General features: G+C 37.2%; 26 protein-coding genes. 25 read left to right on the forward strand and 1 reads right to left on the reverse strand.

Going from position 1 to position 22,984, the window contains the following annotated elements:
- Positions 1–12: 12 nt before the first annotated feature.
- Entirely contained in the window at positions 13–153 is a 141-nt protein-coding gene (locus RCG25_RS09135; protein WP_308083365.1) for a YpzI family protein, read from the reverse strand.
- Positions 154–261: 108 nt separating this feature from the next.
- On the opposite strand from RCG25_RS09135, the gene RCG25_RS09140 reads away from it, so the two are divergent.
- The 25 genes from RCG25_RS09140 to qcrB all read left to right on the forward strand — a co-directional run bounded on the left by RCG25_RS09140 (position 262) and on the right by qcrB (position 22,930).
- Entirely contained in the window at positions 262–870 is a 609-nt protein-coding gene (locus RCG25_RS09140) for a YphA family membrane protein (RefSeq protein ID WP_308083366.1), read from the forward strand.
- 173 nt (positions 871–1,043) lie between these two features.
- Complete coding sequence (der, locus tag RCG25_RS09145) at positions 1,044–2,354, forward strand: ribosome biogenesis GTPase Der (protein ID WP_308083367.1); 1,311 nt, start codon at positions 1,044–1,046, stop codon at positions 2,352–2,354.
- 20 nt (positions 2,355–2,374) lie between these two features.
- Positions 2,375–3,424, forward strand: a complete 1,050-nt coding sequence (locus RCG25_RS09150) for an NAD(P)H-dependent glycerol-3-phosphate dehydrogenase (protein ID WP_308083368.1) — start codon at positions 2,375–2,377, stop codon at positions 3,422–3,424.
- Between the two features lie 308 nt (positions 3,425–3,732).
- Entirely contained in the window at positions 3,733–3,918 is a 186-nt protein-coding gene (locus tag RCG25_RS09155) for a DUF2768 domain-containing protein (protein WP_308083369.1), read from the forward strand.
- Positions 3,919–3,949: 31 nt separating this feature from the next.
- Positions 3,950–4,660 carry a hypothetical protein gene (locus RCG25_RS09160; RefSeq protein WP_308083370.1) on the forward strand — a complete coding sequence of 237 codons (711 nt, stop codon included), beginning with the start codon at positions 3,950–3,952 and terminating at the stop codon, positions 4,658–4,660.
- 369 nt (positions 4,661–5,029) lie between these two features.
- Complete coding sequence (gene spoIVA, locus RCG25_RS09165; protein WP_308083371.1) at positions 5,030–6,508, forward strand: stage IV sporulation protein A; 1,479 nt, start codon at positions 5,030–5,032, stop codon at positions 6,506–6,508.
- A 284-nt stretch (positions 6,509–6,792) separates the two neighbouring features.
- On the forward strand, positions 6,793–7,065 hold the full coding sequence (gene hbs, locus RCG25_RS09170; protein ID WP_066060959.1) for a non-specific DNA-binding protein Hbs: 273 nt from the start codon (positions 6,793–6,795) through the stop codon (positions 7,063–7,065).
- 379 nt (positions 7,066–7,444) lie between these two features.
- Positions 7,445–8,011: a GTP cyclohydrolase I FolE gene (folE, locus tag RCG25_RS09175; protein ID WP_308083372.1), complete on the forward strand. Its 567-nt coding sequence runs from the start codon at positions 7,445–7,447 to the stop codon at positions 8,009–8,011.
- A 32-nt stretch (positions 8,012–8,043) separates the two neighbouring features.
- Positions 8,044–8,280 (forward strand): trp RNA-binding attenuation protein MtrB, encoded by a 237-nt coding sequence (gene mtrB / locus RCG25_RS09180; RefSeq protein WP_308083373.1) that lies wholly within the window; start codon positions 8,044–8,046, stop codon positions 8,278–8,280.
- A gap of 191 nt (positions 8,281–8,471) precedes the next feature.
- Positions 8,472–9,293 carry a heptaprenyl diphosphate synthase component 1 gene (locus RCG25_RS09185; RefSeq protein WP_308083374.1) on the forward strand — a complete coding sequence of 274 codons (822 nt, stop codon included), beginning with the start codon at positions 8,472–8,474 and terminating at the stop codon, positions 9,291–9,293.
- Positions 9,294–9,297: 4 nt separating this feature from the next.
- Positions 9,298–10,002, forward strand: a complete 705-nt coding sequence (locus RCG25_RS09190) for a demethylmenaquinone methyltransferase (RefSeq protein ID WP_308083375.1) — start codon at positions 9,298–9,300, stop codon at positions 10,000–10,002.
- A 42-nt stretch (positions 10,003–10,044) separates the two neighbouring features.
- Positions 10,045–11,007, forward strand: coding sequence for a heptaprenyl diphosphate synthase component II (hepT, locus tag RCG25_RS09195; RefSeq protein ID WP_308084136.1), 963 nt, complete (start codon positions 10,045–10,047; stop codon positions 11,005–11,007).
- 111 nt (positions 11,008–11,118) lie between these two features.
- Entirely contained in the window at positions 11,119–11,565 is a 447-nt protein-coding gene (gene ndk / locus RCG25_RS09200; protein WP_308083376.1) for a nucleoside-diphosphate kinase, read from the forward strand.
- A 168-nt stretch (positions 11,566–11,733) separates the two neighbouring features.
- A complete protein-coding gene (aroC, locus tag RCG25_RS09205) occupies positions 11,734–12,906 on the forward strand; it encodes a chorismate synthase (RefSeq protein ID WP_308084137.1) in 1,173 nt (390 codons plus the stop codon).
- Complete coding sequence (gene aroB / locus RCG25_RS09210; RefSeq protein ID WP_308083377.1) at positions 12,906–13,976, forward strand: 3-dehydroquinate synthase; 1,071 nt, start codon at positions 12,906–12,908, stop codon at positions 13,974–13,976. Before aroC ends, aroB begins: the two co-directional genes overlap by 1 nt.
- 14 nt (positions 13,977–13,990) lie before the next feature.
- Positions 13,991–14,365: a chorismate mutase gene (gene aroH / locus RCG25_RS09215; protein ID WP_308083378.1), complete on the forward strand. Its 375-nt coding sequence runs from the start codon at positions 13,991–13,993 to the stop codon at positions 14,363–14,365.
- Between the two features lie 51 nt (positions 14,366–14,416).
- Positions 14,417–15,505 carry a histidinol-phosphate transaminase gene (gene hisC, locus RCG25_RS09220; RefSeq protein ID WP_308083379.1) on the forward strand — a complete coding sequence of 363 codons (1,089 nt, stop codon included), beginning with the start codon at positions 14,417–14,419 and terminating at the stop codon, positions 15,503–15,505.
- Between the two features lie 37 nt (positions 15,506–15,542).
- A complete protein-coding gene (locus tag RCG25_RS09225; protein WP_308083380.1) occupies positions 15,543–16,646 on the forward strand; it encodes a prephenate dehydrogenase in 1,104 nt (367 codons plus the stop codon).
- A gap of 28 nt (positions 16,647–16,674) precedes the next feature.
- Complete coding sequence (gene aroA, locus RCG25_RS09230) at positions 16,675–17,964, forward strand: 3-phosphoshikimate 1-carboxyvinyltransferase (RefSeq protein WP_308083381.1); 1,290 nt, start codon at positions 16,675–16,677, stop codon at positions 17,962–17,964.
- A gap of 99 nt (positions 17,965–18,063) precedes the next feature.
- On the forward strand, positions 18,064–18,966 hold the full coding sequence (locus tag RCG25_RS09235) for a hypothetical protein (RefSeq protein ID WP_308083382.1): 903 nt from the start codon (positions 18,064–18,066) through the stop codon (positions 18,964–18,966).
- Between the two features lie 29 nt (positions 18,967–18,995).
- Complete coding sequence (locus RCG25_RS09240; protein ID WP_308083383.1) at positions 18,996–20,261, forward strand: tetratricopeptide repeat protein; 1,266 nt, start codon at positions 18,996–18,998, stop codon at positions 20,259–20,261.
- A 32-nt stretch (positions 20,262–20,293) separates the two neighbouring features.
- Positions 20,294–20,860, forward strand: a complete 567-nt coding sequence (locus tag RCG25_RS09245; protein WP_308083384.1) for a ReoY family proteolytic degradation factor — start codon at positions 20,294–20,296, stop codon at positions 20,858–20,860.
- 279 nt (positions 20,861–21,139) lie between these two features.
- Positions 21,140–21,604, forward strand: a complete 465-nt coding sequence (locus RCG25_RS09250; protein ID WP_308083385.1) for a YpiF family protein — start codon at positions 21,140–21,142, stop codon at positions 21,602–21,604.
- A gap of 141 nt (positions 21,605–21,745) precedes the next feature.
- Positions 21,746–22,252 (forward strand): QcrA and Rieske domain-containing protein, encoded by a 507-nt coding sequence (locus tag RCG25_RS09255; RefSeq protein ID WP_308083386.1) that lies wholly within the window; start codon positions 21,746–21,748, stop codon positions 22,250–22,252.
- 3 nt (positions 22,253–22,255) lie between these two features.
- Positions 22,256–22,930: a menaquinol-cytochrome c reductase cytochrome b subunit gene (gene qcrB / locus RCG25_RS09260; RefSeq protein WP_308083387.1), complete on the forward strand. Its 675-nt coding sequence runs from the start codon at positions 22,256–22,258 to the stop codon at positions 22,928–22,930.
- The last annotated feature ends 54 nt before the right edge of the window (positions 22,931–22,984 follow it).

Genomic DNA, 22,984 nt, shown 5'->3' on the forward strand with positions numbered 1-22,984 from the left:
TACTTTTTCTGTCTATCTTTTCCCGTCGTTTAGTCCCCTTGCTTCTTCCGGAGTGGATAGCTTTGTTGCGCCTGGATAGTGTAATGCCTGGTCACGATCAGATTCAACTCTTCCACTTTCTCTTAGTTTTTTTTCTTGGCGGTCTTTTCCCATGATTCACACCTCCTCTTAATAAGATGATACACATTGGAAATATTATTCGAGGAAGTATGAAAGTACATAAAGATTACCAATAATGAAAATAATAGGAGGTGTGTGGAAATGGAAGGAGCAATGTTTTATTGGATTTGTTGGTCATTTTGGGTGTACTTAACATTTATTTTAGATAAACATCATCCATATCGTTTGAAGCTTTCGGTATTCGTTCTACTCTTAATAATATCTTCAAATTTTCATTTTACTTTTGCTGAAGTTGAATTTTATGCTAGCGGATTTTATTTATTGATTTTATCTTATGCGTTGATCAGTCAGGAAAAAATAGGAGCTATTTTCTATTATTTTATCTGTTCCTTTATTGTCTCAATGGCGTATGTGACCTTTCATTTGTTTGAGATTTTTGATCCTATTTGGATTATATTTAAAAAAGAGTGGATGATGGGAATATGCTTTGGTTATTTAGCCATTCTATTGCAAAGAACACTAAGAGGACGATTACTCATTATTTTAGCTGGCACAATGCAGGGGGAATTTTTATACGCCTATATCCTAAGTAAATATCAGTTTCCATATACGATTGGTGCTTTTGCATACTTAGACGTATGTGCATTAATTTCTGCATTACTGGTTGGCTGGAGTATTTTTGAAAATGCTGGTGTTTTTTTACAAAATCATCTTCACTTTCTTGAAAAAGGGAAACAAAAATCGTCATGAATTAGATTCATGGCAAGCTTTCCATTGAGGAAAGGATTAACATTTGTTAAAATAATAAAGTTAGGCCCTTCTACATAACAGAAGGGTTTCTTTACTTAATAAGAACTCTATAAATGTTGCTAACATAATAAAATATATTTTTAATATAAGAAAAAGAAAGGATGGCGATCAAAATGGTTAAACCTGTTATTGCCATTGTAGGACGGCCAAACGTTGGTAAATCTACTATTTTTAATCGAATCGTTGGTGAACGTGTTTCTATCGTAGAGGATATTCCTGGAGTTACAAGAGATCGTATTTATAGTTCTGGTGAGTGGTTAACACATGACTTTAATGTAATTGATACGGGTGGAATTGATATTGGTGATGAACCGTTTTTAGAGCAAATTCGTCAGCAGGCAGAAGTGGCAATCGATGAGGCGGATGTTATTATCTTCTTAACTAATGGTCGAGAAGGAGTAACAGCTGCGGATGAAGAGGTAGCAAAAATTTTATATAAGTCTAAAAAGCCAATTGTATTAGCTGTAAATAAAATCGATAATCCTGAGATGCGTGAGCAAATCTATGATTTTTATGCACTTGGATTTGGTGAACCAATTCCAGTTTCTGGCTCACATGGTCTAGGACTAGGAGATTTACTGGACGAAGCAGCAAAACACTTTCCGAAAAATAAGCAAGCAGATTATGATGATGATGTCATAAAGTTTTCTCTAATTGGGCGTCCGAATGTTGGGAAGTCTTCACTTGTTAACGCGATATTAGGTGAAGAACGTGTTATTGTTAGCAATATTGCTGGGACAACGCGTGATGCTGTCGATTCACCGTATACGTATGATGGAGGAAAATATGTCATAATAGATACAGCAGGAATCAGGAAAAAAGGAAAAGTGTATGAAACTACGGAGAAGTATAGTGTGCTTCGTGCGCTAAGGGCGATTGAACGTTCCGACGTAGTCTTGGTTGTTATTAATGCTGAAGAAGGTATTATTGAACAGGACAAGAAAATTGCAGGTTACGCACACGAGGCAGGACGAGCTATTGTTATTGTGGTTAATAAATGGGATGCGGTAGAAAAAGATGAGAAAACGATGAAGGAACTAGAACAAAAGATAAGAGAACATTTCTTATTTCTTAGTTATGCTCCAATTGTATTCTTATCTGCAAAGACGAAGAAGCGAATTCATACCCTCCTTCCGATGATTAACACAGCGAGTGAGAACCACTCGATGCGTGTAGAAACAAGTGTGTTGAATGATGTTATTATGGATGCAATTGCTATGAATCCAGCACCAACTGACAAAGGGAAACGCTTGAAAATTTATTATGCAACACAAGTTGCAGTAAAGCCTCCTACTTTTGTTGTTTTTGTCAATGAACCCGAATTATTGCATTTCTCCTATGAACGTTTCTTAGAGAACAGGATTAGAGATGCGTTTGGTTTCGAGGGAACCCCTATCAAAATTTATGCTAGAGAAAGAAAATAAAGATAAGGTGGGTGTAATATATGCAGGATCAGAAAGCAGCAATAGCTGTTGTAGGCGCAGGGAGCTGGGGCACAGCACTTGCGATGGTTTTAGCCGATAACTCACATGAAGTTCGTTTGTGGAGCCATAACGAGGTCCAGGTAAAGGAAATCAATGACTGTCATACAAATAATAAATATTTACCTGAAATTGTTCTCCCAGATTTAATAGTTGGGTATGCCTCCTTACATGAAGCGTTGGACGGAGTTGACACTGTCATTTTAGCAGTTCCCACCAAAGCAATTCGTGAAGTTCTAGGGAAAATAAGAGGAGTCATTTCAAGTCCAATTACCATTGCGCATGTTAGTAAAGGAATTGAACCAGATACACTTTTACGTATATCAGAAATGATTAAAGAGGAAATGCCCAAAGAACTGTTGCAGGATGTGGTTGTTCTTTCTGGTCCAAGTCATGCGGAAGAGGTAAGTCTTAGACACCCCACAACCGTTACCGTTTCATCTGAAAATATGGCTGCTGCTGAAAAAATCCAGGATCTTTTTATCAATCATAATTTCCGGGTATATACAAACTCAGATGTTATCGGAGTTGAAATTGGTGGTGCACTAAAGAATATTATTGCATTAGCTGCGGGGATTACAGATGGTCTAGGATATGGAGATAATGCTAAGGCTGCATTAATGACTCGTGGATTGGCGGAAATCGCTCGTCTAGGCACCAAAATGGGTGCTAATCCGTTAACGTTTTCTGGATTAACTGGAATTGGTGATCTTATTGTTACATGTACCAGTGTTCATTCGAGAAACTGGAGAGCTGGAAATTTGTTAGGTAAAGGCAAAACCTTGGATGAAGTCCTTGATAACATGGGGATGGTTGTAGAGGGTGTTAGAACAACAAAGGCTGCTTATCAGTTAGCTAAGGAGTACAATGTAAACATGCCTATTACAGCTGCCCTATATGATGTCTTATTTAATGGGAAAAACGCGAAGGACGCAGTTGATGTATTAATGGCCCGTGGTAAAACCCATGAGATGGAAGACTTAGTTAATGTGTTAGATGAACGAAATATATAGTCTTTTTGAAGCCGTTTCATTAGTAACAGTTGGCAAGAAATGTAAATAACTTTCAATGATTTATTTTCTTGTGGAAAAATGTGCATTTTTATAAAGAAAATAGGCGTACGATGATACGCTTTCTATGTAGATTGCATACAATGCAACGAAGCAACCTGGTAGTATGACGCTGGAGTTTGGGTTATTTAGTCCAATTGGCTGAAGTAAAGAATTCGCCCCTCTTTACTTCAGTTTTTTTCTGTCCGAAAGTTATTTAGATAAGGACAAGGTATGTTATAATTAATTTTTGAAAAAAGGGGGAATTAGAGTTGTCACCAGCAATGATTAAAATGTGGATTTCAATCGCAGGAATGGGTTTGATGTTTCTTGCAATTATTACCATATATTTTAGCAGGTATAAATTAAAAGGAGTTCTACGAGTTATTACAGCTTTTTTTGCTTATTTATTTATGCTCGTCGCCGGCTTGACTTTGCTTATCGTTTTCTTTACTTAATATCCTAATACATAAATCTAAAGGTGATTTTATGAAAATAAAAATGTTAGGTCTCATACTTGTTATTACCGCTGCTCTTTTATCAGGGTGTATGTATCCTAAAGAGGAATTAACCCAAAATCAAATACCATATAAAGATCAAGTTCAGGCAGTACAAACGGCCGTTGATGACTTTAAAAGGGATAATAGTGGAATTTTGCCGATAAAAACAAAGGAAGCAGAAACGCCTATTTATCAAAAATACCCCATTGAGTTTAAGAAAATATCGCCAAAGTATATAGCAAATCCCCCTGGAAATGCCTATGAAAACGGAGGGATTTTTCAATACGTCCTTGTTGATGTGGAAACAAACCCAACCGTTAAGCTACTCGACTTAAGGATGACAGAAACCATTCGAGAGCTTAAACTGAGGATTAAAACGAAGGGCTATCCACCCTATAAAACACAAATTGCAAAAAATGTGTTTTCACTTGATTATAAAAAACTAGGCTATGAGACGGCTCCGTTTGTTGTGAGTCCATATACCAATCAAAATCTATCCCTGGTGATAACGGGGAGTGCGGAGGTCTATGTAGATTATCGCCCTGATCTATATCAAAAGTTAAAGAATAGTGACATAGTGGTCAAACCAGGTGAAGATATTCGTTCTATTTTGGTCAAGGATTCTATGTTTGTTCCAGCCTATTCACTACCGTACACCATTGATAAAAAAACGAAAGAGCCTATATTCCTAGAAGAGTAGATTGGTTTTTCCTACATTCAAGTTGCGCAAATAGTCCTAAAGGATATAGCTGTTAATATTTTTTTTAGTCATAACCCTTTTCCTAAGAAATATATTGTAGGAGAAGGGTTTTTTTTGCTAAAAAATTTATCGTGATTTGGAAGTTAGTTTGCTTCTGTATCCGTGACAATAGTTAGAAACCCTCCATAACATCATACGTTCAGAGAAATACAGATATCAGAGCATCAGGTGAATTTTTAATAAGGGGGGTAAAAAATTTTAGAAAAGTGTCATAAGAATGTAGGACAACGTCATAAACATATACTGTCCAAAAATACCTAAAATGGATGATATTATCCCACTTTTATTCTATGATCAGGAGGGGATCACTTGGAAAAGGTAGATATTTTTAAAGATATTGCCGAGAGAACTGGAGGCGATATTTATTTAGGAGTAGTAGGAGCAGTTCGTACAGGAAAATCAACTTTTATCAAGAAATTTATGGAGCTTGTTGTTTTACCGAATATAAACAGTGAAGCGGAGAGATCAAGGGCACAAGATGAGTTGCCACAAAGTGCAGCAGGTAAAACAATTATGACAACAGAACCTAAATTTGTGCCTAATCAGGCAGCTACGGTTCATGTAGATGAGGGCTTAAATGTTAATATTAGGCTCGTAGATTGTGTGGGTTACACAGTACCAGGAGCCAAAGGGTATGAGGATGAGAATGGTCCAAGAATGATTACAACACCTTGGTATGAAGAGCCTATTCCGTTCCATGAGGCAGCAGAAATTGGTACGAGAAAGGTCATTCAAGAGCATTCAACAATCGGAGTTGTTGTAACAACAGATGGTACGATTGGAGAAATACCAAGAAGTAACTATATTGAAGCTGAGGAAAGAGTCATTAACGAACTTAAAGAAGTTGGTAAACCTTTTATTATGGTCGTTAATAGCGCTCAACCATACCATCCAAGTACAGAAACGCTTAGATCAAGTTTAGCTGAAAAATATGACATCCCAGTCATTGCTATGAGTGTAGAAAGTATGCGCGACAGTGATGTCCTAAATGTCCTTCGTGAAGCACTTTACGAGTTCCCAGTACTTGAAGTCAATGTAAATCTTCCGAGCTGGGTAATGGTATTACGTGAAAACCATTGGCTTCGTGAAAGCTATCAAGAGGCTGTCAAAGAGACAGTAAAAGATATCAAAAGATTAAGAGATGTGGATCGGGTAGTTCAACAATTCAGCGACTTTGACTTCATTGATAAGGCTGGTTTAGCTGGAATTGAAATGGGTTCAGGAGTTGCGGAAATTGATTTATTCGCTCCGGACGAATTATATGATGATATTTTAAAAGAAATTGTTGGGGTTGAAATCCGTGGAAAAGATCATCTGCTTGAATTAATGCAGGATTTTGCTCATGCAAAAGCAGAGTATGATCACATTGCGGATGCATTAAAAATGGTAAAGCAGACTGGTTATGGCATTGCGTCACCAACACTTTCTGATATGAGCCTTGAAGAACCAGAAATCATCCGTCAAGGAGCGAGATTTGGAGTAAGATTACGTGCTGTAGCACCATCTATTCATATGATTAAAGTTGATGTAGAATCAGAGTTTGCTCCAATTATCGGTACGGAAAAACAAAGTGAGGAGCTTGTACGCTATTTAATGCAAGACTTTGAGGATGATCCATTATCCATTTGGAATTCTGATATTTTTGGACGAAGCTTGAGTTCCATTGTTCGCGAAGGCATCCAAGCAAAGCTTTCCTTAATGCCAGAGAATGCAAGATATAAATTAAAAGAAACATTAGAGAGAATTATAAATGAAGGATCAGGCGGCTTGATTGCCATTATCCTCTAGCACGGGACTCCCTTTTGGAGTCTTTTTTTTGTTATTCTCTCAGAATTTGTAAGAAATAATAGTCCAATATAGTAGAATTTTGTTGAATCAAAGAAAAGATTACCATTATTTCATGAAATCTTCTTGATATGCGGAATTGATTGTGATAATCTTTTAACAGAATTACGTTATATATCTAATAAAACCGCGCTATGACGTATAGAAATTAGAAAAATTGTTTAGAAATGTAGATAAGTAATCTTATTTACGAATCTTGATGATAACTTTGGGAGGAGGTGAAAGGCATGAACAAGACAGAACTTATTAATGCAGTTGCTGAGGCTAGCGAGCTTTCTAAAAAGGACGCGACTAAAGCAGTTGATGCTGTTTTTGATGCGATTTTAGATGCTTTGAAAAACGGTGATAAAGTACAATTAATCGGCTTCGGAAACTTTGAAGTACGCGAGCGTGCAGCACGTAAAGGTCGTAACCCACAAACTGGTGAGGAAATCGAAATCGGTGCAAGCAAAGTTCCAGCTTTCAAACCAGGTAAAGCGCTTAAGGATGCAGTAAAATAATTACATAATTTATTGCTTTAAGCGAATAGGCTAAAGCAAAAAGGTCATGGAAAATTCCATGGCCTTTTTTCTTTTGGCTCTGTTATACTTGCCTGTTGATTTCCGCTCCAGGAACTTCGCTTTCCGTGGGTGTTTCGGCGAGCCTCCTCGGCGCTAGCGCCTGCGGGGTCTCCCCTGAACCATACTCCCACAGGAGTCTTCGTGCCTTCCGCTTCAATCAACAGGGTGTAAATATCAACACTGTTCTTTAACACAGCCTTTCTTTTATCTATCGCAAAGATAGGTTTTTTGAAATACTTTGTTTTTGCTTGAACTGTAAATTGTGCTAATATGTATTTGTCATATATACTTAACAGATATACATTAGGAGGAATTTAGAATGTCACAAGTAAATCGTGCCCAAATTGAAGAGGCGGTACGTTTAATATTAGAAGCAATTGGTGATGATCCAAACAGGGAAGGTGTTCTTGATACACCTAAGCGTGTGGCAAAAATGTATGAAGAGGTTTTTAGTGGCTTAAATGAAGATCCAAAACAACATTTTGAAACAATATTTAGTGAAGACCATGAAGAATTAGTATTAGTAAAAGATATCCCATTCTATTCTATGTGTGAACACCATTTGGTGCCTTTTTATGGGAAAGCGCATGTAGCATATATACCTAAAAATGGTCGCGTCACTGGATTAAGTAAATTAGCTAGAGCAGTTGAAGCTGTTGCAAAAAGACCTCAATTACAAGAACGAATCACTTCAACAGTTGCTGATAGTATGATGGAGAAACTAGAGCCACATGGTGTCATGGTAGTTGTTGAGGCAGAGCATATGTGTATGACTATGCGCGGAGTAAAAAAACCTGGCTCGAAAACTGTTACCACTGCTGTCCGTGGAACTCTTGCTGATGATGCAATTGCTAGGTCTGAAGTGCTTTCCTTAATAAAATATTAAGGTGAATTATTTTTACTATTGGAGTGAAGAAAGTGGAAAAGCGCAATCCGCAAAATAACGAGTATGTGGTCATTAAGGCTAATGAAGATGGAGTAAGTGTAATAGGCTTAACAAGAGGCACTGATACTAGATTTCATCATTCAGAAAAGCTGGACAAGGGAGAAGTGCTAATTGCTCAATTCACTGAGCATACTTCAGCCATTAAAATTAGAGGAAATGCCCAAATTCTCACACAGTATGGTGAAGTGGAAAGTGAAATAAAGAAATAGGTGTTTGAAAAGTTAAAATTGATTAAATGATTATTTTGTGAATTCCTGCCCATAAGATACCTTTTATGATATAATGGTGTCTGCCTTGTTTTTAAAGATATGAATAGGATCTTCTTTATTTTATGGGCATGAATTTTCCTTTTTAAATAGAAAATAAGAATACATAAAGACATTACTTCGGGGAAGCAAGGGTGATTAAATTGCAGGACATTCGACGAAAATTTACAAATATTAGAGAGCAGGTCGAAAAAAAAGTTTTTGACGCATACCTGCTCGACCATATTGAGACGCCCATCATAGATGAAGATAAGCTCCTTATCCTTATTTCAATCATGGATCGTATCGAATTGTCTTATAGCAAAATGCAAAATTACGCCATGTCAACGATGCTTATACAAATTGCCCTTGATACCCATGAACATATATCAAACTTTTCAAAAGATGAAAAAAGCCGACAATTAACGGTTTTAGCTGGGGATTATTTTAGCGGACTATATTATAAGCTTCTTGCTGATTCGGATGATATAACGCTTATTAAGGCCCTTTCTGAAGGTATCAAACAAGTGAATGAACAAAAAATCTCTGTTTATCAAAAAGAATCAGATGGTATTGAGAAGTTAATGGCAAGTATTAAAGTAATTGAGAGTGCTTTACTAATGAAACTATCAGAGGTTTTTAAAGTAGAGCTATGGAATGATTTCCTAGCACATTTATTTTTATTCAAACGATTAATAAAAGAAAAAAACCAATTTATTCAGACAAAAAGTTCATTGTTATTTGAGGCACTGAAAAAAATTGTTTTTCCAATCAATGAATACAGATTAAAAGAGATTTCTGGTGAACAACAAAATCATTTACTAATGATTTGTGATCAATATATTGAGTTATCAAGACAAATTATTGAAAAAGGATTAAACCAGCTTCCTTATTTAAATGATTTGCTAGAAACGAGAATTTCTACGTTATTAAAAGAATATAAGCCATATGCAAAAACTTTTGTGGAAGAAGGGTAAAAACATGCAGCAATCGAAAGAACAGCGAGTTCACAATGTCTTTGAGAAAATTTCTGATAACTACGATAAAATGAACTCTGTTATTAGTTTTCAGCAGCATATCAAGTGGCGCAAAGACACCATGAAAAAAATGAATGTTCAACCCGGTTCAAAAGCACTCGATGTTTGTTGTGGAACAGCTGATTGGACGATTGCCTTAGCAGATGCTGTTGGGCCTGACGGTAAAGTTGTTGGCTTAGATTTCAGTCAAAATATGCTTAAAGTAGGCGTTGAAAAGGTAAAAGAACTAGGGCTAAAGCAGGTTGAACTTGTTCATGGTAATGCCATGGAGCTTCCTTTCCCAGATAATAGTTTTGACTATGTAACAATTGGCTTTGGTTTAAGAAATGTACCTGATTACCTTCAGGTGTTAAAAGAAATGCAACGAGTTGTAAAACCTGGCGGGATTGTTGTTTGCTTAGAAACATCGCAGCCAACTTTGATCGGATATAAACAGCTTTACTATTTTTACTTCCGTTTTATTATGCCGATGTTCGGTAAATTACTCGCAAAGAGCTATAATGAATATGCGTGGCTTCATGAATCAGCAAGGGATTTTCCAGGGATGAGGGAGCTTGCCCGCATGTTTGAACAAGCCGGCTTAACCGAGGTAAAATACAAGCCTTATAGTGGTGGAGCAGCTGCTGTTCATATTGGTAAAAAAAAATAACGGATTGAAATCGAAGACAGGATGAAAAGCAGGGTGAATACAATGAAATTAAAAATGATGTATTCATTTTTGAATTCGGATATTAACTTAATAGAAAAACAGCTTGAAGAGACGATTCAAACCGAATCTCGTTTACTCAAACAAGCTTCTATGCATACATTACAAGCCGGAGGAAAAAGGATTCGTCCTGTTTTTGTTTTGCTTGCAGGTAAATTTGGACATTATGATATACATGTGATGAAAAACGTTGCTGTTGCCCTTGAACTTATTCATATGGCTTCACTTGTTCATGATGATGTGATTGACGATGCTGACCTTCGCCGTGGTCAACCAACCGTTAAATCCAAATGGGATAACAAAATTGCAATGTACACAGGTGACTTTGTTTTCGCTCTTGCATTAGAATTAATGACAAATATTAAAAATCCCACTGCCCACAAAATACTAGCCAATACAATCGTAGAAGTGACAGTAGGGGAAATTCAGCAAATAAAAGATAAATATCGTTTTAATCAAAATCTCAGAGATTATCTCCGCAGAATTAAGAGAAAAACGGCCCTATTAATTGCTGTTAGTTGTCAACTAGGTGCGATAGCTGCTGATGTTGAAGAATCTGTTCATAAAAAACTTTATCGTTTCGGTTATTACGTTGGGATGTCATTCCAGATAACGGATGATATATTAGATTTTACGGGTACAGAAAAAGAACTTGGAAAGCCTGCAGGAAGTGACCTCCTCCAAGGAAATATCACTGCACCAGCACTTTACGCAATGGAAAATGCTGCAATTCGTCAAGAAATCCTAAAGGTACATGCAGAAATGGATTCTACCGAAATTACTAAAATTATCTCTCTAATTAAACAATCAGGTGCTATCGAGAAATCAATCGCACTAAGTGATCGCTACTTAGATAAAGCTTTAGCTGTATTGGAAGAATTACCCGCAAACAAAACACAAAAAACACTTCGTGATATTGCAAAGTTTATTGGGAGAAGAAAGTTTTAATGCAATCATCTATTTATATCAACTTGCACAATATTCGAAAAAATGGTAACATTTTTCATGGATTGTTTTCGACTAACAATCAATATACATAATTAATTAGGAGTGGAATTCATGGAAAAAACATTTTTAATGGTAAAGCCTGACGGCGTACAGCGTAATTTAATCGGTGAAATTGTTTCACGATTTGAAAGAAAGGGCTTCCAGTTGGTTGGAGCAAAGTTAATGAACATTCCTACTGAACTTGCGGAGGAGCATTATGGTGAGCACAAGGAGCGCCCTTTCTTCGGAGAATTAGTAGACTTTATTACTTCTGGTCCAGTTTTCGCGATGGTTTGGCAAGGTGAAAATGTAATTGCTACTGCCCGCCAAATGATGGGATCAACTAATCCAAAGGATGCAGCGCCTGGAACAATCCGTGGAGACTTTGGATTAACAGTTGGTAAAAATGTTATTCATGGATCGGATTCTCCTACTAGTGCTGAGCGTGAAATCGGCTTATTCTTTAAGGATACTGGAGTAGTTGAGTACACAAAATTAGTCAACGAATGGATTTACTAATCTAAATAATTTAGAGGCACTTGTATAGTCATTATACGAGTGCCTTTTTGTATACGATTACAAAATATTTTTCCATATTTTCTGAATAGTTATACTAGGTTTATTGAGCATGATATGTTATATTGATACATAATTCTTTAATGAGTTGAAGGGGGAAAGAGAATGGGGATTAGATACTTAACAGCAGGAGAATCTCATGGACCGCAACTAACAACAATTTTAGAAGGCTTTCCTGCGGGGATGCCATTATTAGCTGAGGATATTAATGAGGGACTAGCAAGACGTCAAAAAGGTCATGGTCGTGGCAGAAGAATGCAAATCGAGAAAGATACGGCAGAAATCGTATCAGGTGTTCGACATGGACAAACACTTGGCTCACCAATTGCCCTTGTGGTTAAGAATAATGACTGGAAACACTGGACGAATATTATGGGTGCTGAACCCTTGATTGAAGGACAGGAAGACGAAATTAAGCGTAAAATAACGCGTGCTAGACCAGGTCATGCTGATTTAAATGGAGCAATAAAATATGGCCACCGAGATATGAGAAATGTTCTTGAACGTTCATCAGCCCGTGAGACAACTGTAAGGGTGGCAGCAGGTGCAGTTGCAAAGAAATTGTTATCCTTAGTTGGTGTGGATGTCGTTGCTCACGTAGTAGAAATTGGCGGAGTGACAGCCAATGTTGACTCTTCGTTATCCATTGATGAACTGAAGGAAAGAGCAGAACTTTCACCTGTTCGTGTAGCAGATCCAAATGTGGAAGTAGAAATGATGGCTGCAATTGATAATGCAAAGAAAAATGGAGATTCAATTGGTGGGGTTGTAGAGGTTATTGTCACAGGCATGCCTGCTGGAATCGGAAGTTATGTTCATTATGACCGGAAACTAGATGCAAAGCTAGCAGGTGCCATTGTCAGCATCAATGCCTTTAAAGGTGTTGAATTTGGAATTGGCTTTGAGGCAGCAAGAAAGCCTGGGAGTGAAGTGCATGATGAAATTGCTTGGAATGTAGAGAATGGATATTACCGCAAGACCAACCGACTGGGTGGCTTTGAGGGAGGAATGACAACAGGAATGCCGATTGTTGTTAGGGGTGTGATGAAGCCAATCCCAACCCTTTATAAGCCTTTAATGAGCGTGGATATTGAGACGAAAGAGCCTTTTGCTGCCAGTGTTGAACGTTCAGATAGCTGTGCTGTACCTGCTGCTGCTGTAGTGGCAGAACATGTCATTGCTTGGGAGCTAGCGAACTCGCTAGTGGAACAATTTTATAGTGATCGTTTTGATACATTTATGGATGAAATTAAAAGGCAGCGTGAAAATGCGAGGGAGTTTTAATGGAAACCATTCAAATTCAAACGGAGTCGAAAAGTTATCCTGTCTTTGTTGGGGAAGGTGTAAGAAAAGAATTGAATGATTTTTTATTCAAACATTTTACTGACCTAACAAGAATATTAATTATTACGGATGAAACGGTTGCCAGACTTCATTTACAAGAACTACAAAAGGTTCTAAGTGCATGGAACCCTATTGTTTTTATAGCTCCTAGCGGAGAAAAGGCAAAAACCTTTGATGTATATTATCAAGCTCTGTCTACAGCACTCGAAAACGGTCTTGACCGAAAATCTGTTATTCTTTCCTTTGGTGGCGGAGCAGTAGGAGATTTGTCAGGCTTTGTTGCAGCTTCCTACATGAGAGGGATTCCGTTTATCCAAGTCCCGACTACAATATTAGCTCATGACAGTGCGGTAGGTGGTAAAGTTGCAATTAATCATCCGCTTGGGAAAAACATGATTGGAGCTTTTTATCAGCCAGAAGCTGTTTTTTACGACTTGGAATGGTTAAAAACGCTTCCCGTGCAAGAAATTCGCTCTGGCTTTGCTGAGGTTATTAAGCATGCACTTATTTCTGATTCTGACTTTCTTTATTGGCTAAAAGCAAATATTCGTGATATCCAATCAATTAGCCAAGAGCGATTAGCTGATTCCTTAATAAGGGGTATAGGAATTAAAAATAAATTTGTATCTCAGGATGAAAGAGAAACAGGGGTACGAGCCTATTTAAATTTTGGTCATACATTAGGACATGCGATTGAATCGGAAATGGGATATGGGAACTTCACCCATGGGGAAGCCGTCATGATAGGAATGGTGTATGCCTTAAAACTCAGCAATCAACTTTTGAATTTATCGTTTAATGTAACCGAATTTGTTCAATGGGTGAAAGAACTAGGATATGATATAAAACTGCCAAGTCATTTATCCTTTGAACAGTTACTGAGAAAAATGAAGCAGGATAAAAAGTCAATTGGTGAATCGTATATGTTTGTATTATTGGAACAAGTTGGTCAGCCAAAACTACAGGAAGTATCTGAAAAGGTTTTGTTAGAAGAACTAAAAAGGTTATAAAAAGGGGGATTTTCATGATCAGAGGGGTAAGAGGAGCTACGACTGTTACTGAGAACTCGGAAGAGGCTATCGTTTCTGCGACTGAAGAGCTTCTAACAAATATGATAGAAATGAATGAAATACATCCCGATTCAGTTGCATCTATATTCATTTCTACAACCGAAGATGTTAATGCAGCTTTTCCAGCAAAGTCACTACGGAGGTTTCAAGGATGGACTTTTGTGCCTGTTATGTGTATGCGCGAAATTCCAGTTCAGAATTCCTTGAACATGTGTATAAGAATAATGATGCATGTAAATACATCAAAATCACAACAAGAAATCCAGCATATCTATTTAAATGAAGCGAAATCACTAAGGCCTGACCTTGACAGTAGGTTATCATTATAAGAGAATCCTGTTAAAAGAAAGTTATTACCATAAACGATTGGAGTGGGGAAAATGAGATGGAAAGAACAATTATTAACACTGACTCCCTATCAACCAGGAAAATCAATTGAGGCAGTAAAGAAAGAGTTTAAATTGGATCAGATTGTAAAATTGGCATCCAATGAAAATCCTTTTGGATGTTCTAAACAGGCAATGGCTGCTCTTCAAGACCATCAATCTAGTATGGCTATCTATCCTGATGGGTATGCGACTCATTTAAGAGAGACACTTGCTTCTTTTTTAAATGTTGGTGTGGAAGAACTTATTTTAGGAAATGGTTCAGACAATCTAATTCAAATTATTTCTAGAGCACTATTACATTCCAATGCTAGTACGATTATGGCGACACCAACCTTTTCCCAGTATAAGCATAATGCTGTTATTGAAGGTGCCGTTATTAAGGAAATCCCGCTTTTAGAAGGTGAACATGATTTAGATGCTATGCTAGAGGCTGTTGACGAGCAGACCAATATTATTTGGGTATGCAGCCCAAATAACCCAACAGGTACATATATACCAGAACATAAATTAAGTAACTTCCTTGATCGGGTTCCATCACATATTCTTGTTGTTCTTGATGAAGCGTACTATGAGTACGTTGTGGCGGATGATTACTATGATTCCATTAATCTAACAAGAAAATATGAAAATTTAATTGTCTTAAGAACTTTTTCTAAAGTGTACGGACTAGCTGCTTTAAGGGTTGGCTATGGGGTTGCGAATCCAGCGATTATCAAAGCGCTTGAACCTGCTAGGGAACCGTTTAATGTGAATACTTTAGGGCAATTAGCAGCAGCTGCTGCAGTGAAGGACCAGGTTTTTGTCGAAGATTGTAAAATAAAAAATAGACAGGGTCTTGAACAATTTTATTCATTTTGTGAAAAATACGATCTTAGCTATTACCCTTCTCAGACCAATTTTATACTAATTGATTGTCAAACAGACGGGGATGAGGTTTTTCATTATTTACAAACAAAAGGATATATCGTACGTTCCGGTAGGCCACTTGGCTTCCCAACTGCTGTTAGAATTACAGTTGGCTCTTTTGATCAGAACGAAGGTGTACTAAACGCATTAAGCGAATTTCTAGCTGAAAAGTAAACATTTCTGGCGCTTTTCATATTAGGGGGAAAAATCAATGAAAGGCCGGGTTTTTGTTATTGGTTTAGGGTTGATTGGTGGTTCATTAGCTTTATGTATCCAAAAAGAACATAAAGCAACCATTATTGGATTTGATATTAACAGCGAACAAGCCCGTCTTGCCAAAATGTTGGGAGTAATTGATGAGATAGCTGAAAGTATTACAGAAGGTGCAATAAATGCGGATTTAATTATTATCGCTGCACCTGTTAATGAGACGAAACAAATTATTCAGTTGCTTTCAGAGTTACCATTAAATCCTAATGTCATTGTGACTGATACAGGAAGTACAAAAACAAAAATTGTAGAAAGTGCGACTAGCTTAAAGGAGCAAGGTATCACTTTTATTGGTGGACATCCGATGGCTGGCTCTCACAAAAGTGGTGTTTCTGCTGCGAAAGAAATACTATTTGAAAATGCATTTTATTTACTAACACCTGAAAGGCATATTGAAAATAGTAAGGTAGACCAATTGAAGAATTGGTTAAAAGGGACTAGTGCAAAATTTTTAATTATATCCCCGGAAAATCATGACTATCTTACTGGAGTTGTTAGCCATTTTCCTCATATTATTGCGGCATCGATTGTTAGACAGACAGAAAAATTATCAGAATCTGAAAGTCTCATTCCCCGGTTGACTGCAGGTGGATTTAGGGATATAACTCGTATCGCCTCAAGTAGCCCCGAGATGTGGAAAGATATTTTACTTAATAATCGGGAAATTTTAATAAGATTGTTAGAACAATGGCAGGATGAAATGAATGGGATAAAAACATTACTTGAAAGTGAAAATAGCGGGGCAATTTTCAAGTATTTCAAGCAAGCAAAGGAATTCCGTGATGGTCTGCCGCAAAAGGAAAAAGGAGCTATTCCTGCCTTTTATGATTTGTTTGTAGATGTACCAGATTACCCTGGCGTAATTTCTGAAATAACTGGCTACCTAGCTAAAGAAAACATTAGTATTACCAATATTAGAATTCTAGAAACAAGAGAAGACATTAATGGAGTTTTAGTTATAAGTTTTCAATCCGATGAGGACCGGCAAAGAGCAGAACGATGTATTGGTATCTACTCAAGCTACGCAACCTCCAATGGTTATTAACAAAAAATGATTTAAAAAGGTGATTTTTATGGCAGCATTAACACTTAAGACTGATATTGGCCGTTTGTTTGGTGAGGTAACCATTCCTGGAGATAAATCAATCTCTCACCGGTCGGTTATGTTTGGTTCCGTTGCACATGGTGTGACAACGGTAACGAACTTTCTAAACGGTGATGATTGTTTAAGTACCATCTCCTGTTTCAGGAAACTCGGTGTAAGAATTGAGGAAAGTAATGACCAACTACGGATCTTCGGAAATGGCTTTGAAGGGTTAACAGAGCCGAATGAGCTATTGGATGTTGGCAACTCTGGGACGACTATTCGATTATTAATGGGTATCTTAGCGGGAAGACCGTTTTTTTCATCGTTAATTGGTGATGAGTCAATTGGAAAAAGACCTATGACAAGGGTAACCAATCCATTATCAAATATGGGTGCAAAAATAGATGGGAGACATAATGGATCATATACTCCCCTTTCTATTCGTGGTGGGCATTTAAAATCAATCAACTATACACTCCCTGTTGCAAGTGCGCAGGTGAAATCTGCACTCATACTAGCTGGTTTACAGGCGGATGGAGTGAGTCAGATCATTGAGCCAGCTGAAACGCGTGACCATACTGAAAGAATGATTCGTAGATTTGGTGGCGAAATCGAAAAAAATAACAAAGTAATTACGGTTAAAGGTGGTCAAAAGCTAACAGCAGCTTCGATCCATGTTCCTGGTGACATTTCTTCAGCTGCCTTTTTCTTAGTTGCAGGGGCAATTATATCAGGGAGTGAAATTCACCTTAAAAATGTTGGACTTAATTCAACTAGAACAGGGATTATAGAAGTATTGCAAAAAATGGGTGCTGATTTAGAAATCCATGAAAATCAGGACAACAAGTTTGAACCTACCGGAGACCTAATTATCAAGTCTTCATCTCTTAAGGGAACAATCATCGAAGGTGATTTGATTCCAAAATTAATTGACGAGGTTCCAATTATTGCTCTTATGGCAACTCAGGCTGAAGGGGACACAATCATTAAAGATGCAGAAGAGCTAAAGGTAAAAGAAACTAACCGTATTGATACGGTGGTACAAGAACTAAAAAAATTAGGGGCATCAATAGAGGCGACTAAGGATGGGATGGTCATCCATGGAAAGTCCAAATTACATGGTGGAGTTGTTTCAAGTCACGGAGATCACCGCATTGGGATGATGCTGGCTGTAGCCGCCCTCCTGAGTAAGGAAGAGGTCCTCTTGGAGAAACCGGAAGCTATTTCCGTTTCATACCCTAACTTCTTTGAACATTTAAATAACCTTATTCAATAAAGCTGCATTTACTGCGGCTTTTTTTTTGTGGAAAATACTCTCGAAGTCATAGTTTTGTCATTTTGAGCATAGCTTGTCTTAAAGAGAAAAGCGGGTGGTGTGCTCTTGTATATTATTGAAAATGCCAATATCCTTAAAGGCGAGCAGCTAACTTCATGTTCAATCCTAGTTACAGAAGATCGGATAACTACAGTTCAAGGTAGATTACCTCATTATCGGTTAATGAAGATGAATGTTGAACCATTTTTTATGACCCCTACTTTTGTTCTTTTAAATTCAACTATGCCGAATATTCGGTCCTTTCCAGAGATGAAAAAATGTTTGATTGAACAATTCCTGTTAAAGGGCTGTACTACGTTATTTACCTATGCAAATGTTTTTTATGAAAATGAATTAGAAGAAAAGATAAATGAAGTAAAAACCTCTTTAATAAGTTGCCCGATTGATTTTATTATTGGGGTGAAGATTCCTGTACGCCTTATAACACCAAACTTTATTAGAAACTGTAAGAAAAATAAAGTGCCAGCCATATTCGTTGAACTTACAAATCAAGATGAATTAGAAAAAATACCCTGGGGATGGATAAGGGAAGCCTTGTTTCCTTTTAACTGCCCACTTTTTCCAATAATTTCTCCCACATTAAAGAAGGAACAAAAGGTAGTCTTGTCGAAATGGAAAGGTATCATGGTAAAAGAAAAAATACCTGCACACTACGAGGAAATAATTGAAGATCAACCCTTGACAGTACATTTATTAAATAAAATTGGTTTATATCCGCAAAAAGCTAGCCTAATGAGTGGAACCGAGTTAAGCTATAACTTGTATTTAAGAGGTAGAGAAATCAAGAAGGTTGATGAACTTCATTTATTTCATTATCATGGTGATAGACTTGCAGTTACAGTTCACAAAGGAAAGGTGATCCGTTCAGCGGGAAATGTTTTATTTAAACCTGGAAATGGAGAACATGTTAAGGTGCGAACCCCATCTTATTTTTCTTTGTAAAATCAAGGGGGAGAAGAGGTATTATTCCAATGGACAGAGTAAATAAAATTATTACCTTATTAGAAAACGGCCAACATAATGAGGCCTTAACTGAATATAATGTTGTATTAAATAGCGGCATGCCTGAAGAGAAATATTTACTTGGAGAAGAGTTGTATCAATACGGTTTCCTAGAAGAAGCTAAGGCATTAATTGAGAATCTGTTAAAAATTTACCCTGAAGAGGGAGAGCTTCTTGTTTTGCTGGGTGAAATATTAGTTGAGGCAGGAGAGGAAGAAGAAGCCATTCTAGTCCTTGAAAAAATTTCAGAACAAGATGCTAATTTTGGACAGTCATTATTATTGCTAGCAGACCTTTATCAAATCCAGGGTCTTTATGAGGTATGTGAAAGAAAACTTTTAAAAGCAAAAGAAATATTGCCAAATGAAGTAATCATTGATTTTGCTTTAGGAGAGCTATTTAGTGAACAAGGCGAAGTAACAAAGGCAATGAATGCTTATGAAGTGGTTTTAAAGGAAGAACACGAAATTGCAGGTGTCAATATACATCAAAGAATGGCTGACTTATTGAGCGCTTCTGGAGCTTTTGAGGATGCGTTGATGTATTATGATAAAGCACTAGATGAAAAGTTAGAAATTAACACATTGTTTGGGTATGCTTTTACTGCGCTCCAGGCAGGATACAACCGGACTGCCATTGAAAAATTTAATGAACTAAAAGCCCTTGATCCAGAATACCATTCACTTTATTTACATCTCGCAAAGGCCTATGAGCGGGAAGAGGAACTAGAAAATAGCCTTGAGGCAATAAAAGAGGGAATTAAACAAGACGAATTTAATAAAGAACTATTTTTTTATGGTGGAAAAATAGCTATCAAGCTAGGAAAGGGAAAAGAATCAGAGGAATTTTTCCGTGAGTCTCTTGCATTAGATCCAGGGTTTACGGAAGCAGCTCTTACCTTAAATAAACTCTTTTTTCAACAAGAACGATATGAGGACGTTATTGAGCTCATTTCTCAGATTGAGTATGTTGAGGATGAAGAACCTCAGCTTTTATGGGATTCTGCACTTGCATTTGAGAAGCTTGAAGCATATTCATACGCATTAGACAAATATGAAAGTGCATATACTTTCTTTAAAAATAATGAAGCCTTTTTACATGATTTTGGATATTTTCTAATTGAGGAAGGAAAAAACGACCGAGCCGCCGAAATTTTTAAACAACTACTAATTGATGATCCAACAAATGAAGAGTACTTAGATTTACTCGACCGATTAACCGAATTACAAGACTAAGAATGCTGATTATGCAGAGGAGGGAAACTATCATGGCAACCCCTGTTTCTGTCAACGAGAAGAAGGACTTTATTCGCTGGTTTTTAAATCACTACCAATTAAAGAGGAGAGAATGTGTTTGGATCTTAAACTATTTAATGAGCCACGATCAGCTAATGGAAAAGGTTCATTTTGTTGAGCAAGCACAGTACTGTCCAAGAGGGTTGATTATGTCTACACACTGTGTAGATAAGGTACCATTTCGGTTCTATAAGGAAAATGTCATGACGACCGATGCAGAAAAATCCTTTCATGATATCCGGCTTAATCGGGATGAGGATATATTTATCCAGTTAAACTTTCATGCTTCAAATCAAGCTCATCAATATGCTGCTGTTCTAGAAGAAAATCCATTCGTCCCAAAACATCTACAAGTGAATGAAAAGGATGGAGTAATTGCAGAACAACTTCTACAGAATAGTATAAAACGTTTTCAACGTGAGAAATTACTTCAAATGATTGATGAAGCTCTTGACAAACAAGATCGTATGGCATTTGAAATGTTAACAGAAAAATTAAATAAACTAATGGCTGTTGAACAAAAGGGAAGTTTGCGCTAAGCATGCTTCTTTTTTTTGCTGTGTTAAAGAACATTGTTGATTTTTATACCCTGTTGATTGGAGCGGAAGACGCGAAGACTCCTGTGGGAGTACGGTTCAGGGGAGACCCCGCAGGCGCTTTTCGCCGAGGAGGCTCGCCGAAACGCCCACGGAAAGCGAAGCGACTGGAGAGGAAATCAACAGACAAGATTAACAGAAACTTTTTTTATTTTGCTTTTGTTGTGTTGAAAAAATAATGATAATATATGGATAGTAATCAAAAAGGTTGGTGTAAATAAAATGAAATGGGTTCCACAAGATATAGAGACTTACATAACTGCGAAGGAATACGTAGATACTGCTATTATACCGCTTTATGCTGTTTCAGTTGGAGAGGATATGAAACAATCAGCCGCATCGGCTGAGTTTATTACTTTATTAACAAGTCATTTAGAAAGACAGTTTACAGGAAGAATATTATTATTCCCGCCTTTTACTTATCTTAAAAATGAGGTGAGAGAAAAAAGTGTAACAACCTTACAGGAGTGGGAAAAGACGATTTCACAAGGATCATTTAAGCATTTGTTTTACATAACATCCGACATTGATTGGAGAAATCGGGAAGAAGAACTAAATGGCTCATTAATCTGGCTGCCAACTCTCCCGCTTGAACAGATGAATAATTCTCAGAAAATGGAAATGATTGATAGCCAAGTAAAACAGCTTTTTGTTCTTTTTACGCAAAAATGGCATGAAAATGAGTAAAACTATTCATATTATATGTTTTTAAAATAGTATGATATTGACCTTGCTTGCAGATTGATATATCATTGTTATGTCCTAGTTTTATATGTGTTTAATTTATTGTCCGCTGGACTTAACTTCGTGAATAGAGGGGGGATAATCATGAGTAAAGAGCGCGTTTCAAGACGTCAATTTTTGAGCTACACATTAACAGGTGTAGGTGGTTTCATGGCAGCCGGCATGTTAATGCCAATGGTTCGTTTTGCTGTGGATCCTGTATTAAAAGCCGAAGAAGGCGGAGACTTTATTGCAACAAAGCAAAAAGTTTCTGAAATAACAAAAGAACCAGTTCGAGTTGACTTTACCTTTAAGCAAAAGGATGCTTGGTATGAGTCAGAAGTAACGAATACGGCTTGGGTTTATAAGGGTGATGATGGAAAAATTGTGGCTTTATCGCCAACTTGTAAACATCTAGGCTGTACAGTTAACTGGAATACCGACAAGGAACATCCAGGTCAATTCTTCTGCCCATGTCATTACGGCCGTTATGAGAAAAACGGTAAAAACATTGCAGGTACACCACCGTTAGCACCACTTGATTTGTATCCATACAAAGAAAAAGATGGGTACCTTTATTTAGGAAAAGCTCAACCACGGAAGGAGGCGTAATCATTGTTAAACAAAATTTACGATTGGGTAGATGAACGTTTAGATATTACGCCTTTGTGGCGCGATATCGCAGACCATGAAGTACCAGAGCATGTTAATCCAGCGCATCACTTTTCAGCGTTTGTTTATTGCTTTGGCGGTCTAACATTCTTCGTAACTGTCATTCAAATTTTATCTGGTATGTTTTTAACAATGTACTATGTACCAGACATTAAAAATGCTTGGGAATCAGTTTATTATCTTCAAAATGAAGTAGCTTTTGGACAAATCGTACGTGGTATGCATCACTGGGGTGCAAGTTTAGTACTTGTCATGATGTTTTTACATACACTACGCGTCTTTTTCCAAGGTGCCTATAAAAAGCCTCGTGAATTGAACTGGGTTGTCGGAGTTCTTATTTTCTTCGTCATGCTTGGTTTAGGTTTTACAGGTTATTTATTACCATGGGATATGAAAGCGTTATTTGCAACTAAAGTTGGTCTTCAAATCGCTGAAGCTACTCCATTTATTGGAACTTATGTGAAGGTTCTACTAGCAGGTCATGAACACATCGTTGGGGCTCAGACATTAACTCGTTTCTTTGCAATCCACGTATTCTTCTTACCTGGTGCATTGCTTGGATTAATGGGAGCTCACTTTATCATGATTCGTAAGCAAGGTATTTCTGGACCACTTTAAAATTAATCTGACATAGTATATTTTTTCTAATCTCTACGGAAAAAGGAGGGGATT

It is taken from the genome of Neobacillus sp. PS2-9 (genome assembly GCF_030915525.1).
Lineage (GTDB): Bacteria > Bacillota > Bacilli > Bacillales > Cytobacillaceae > Neobacillus.